This window comes from Paraburkholderia sp. 2C, assembly GCF_054589215.1.
The window spans coordinates 1-274 of sequence record NZ_BAAILL010000053.1; the positions used below are offsets into that span (position 1 = coordinate 1).

The 274-nt window shown below is 67.2% G+C and carries 1 protein-coding gene; it reads left to right on the plus strand.

What is annotated here, in order from left to right; translation table 11 throughout:
• A partial coding sequence (locus ACYPXD_RS28845; RefSeq protein WP_459719738.1) for a hypothetical protein occupies positions 1-274 on the plus strand: 274 nt, incomplete at both ends.

Here is a 274-nt window from a genome sequence, read left to right on the forward strand (position 1 = left end):
CCGATCCGTTGAAGATCAGCCGGCTGACACTACGCAATCTGTCCGGCCGTACCCGGCGGCTCTCGGTCACGGCGTGGCTCGAATGGGTGCTCGGTACCTCGCGAGGCGCATCGGCACCGTTCGTCATGACGGAAATCGACTCGCTCACGGGAGCCATGTTGGCGCGCAATCCCTGGAGTACCGCATTCGGCACGCGTGTCGCCTTCGCCGACCTCAGCGGCCGGCAAACGGCGTGGACGGCCAGTCGCACCGAGTTCCTCGGCCGCCACGGCGA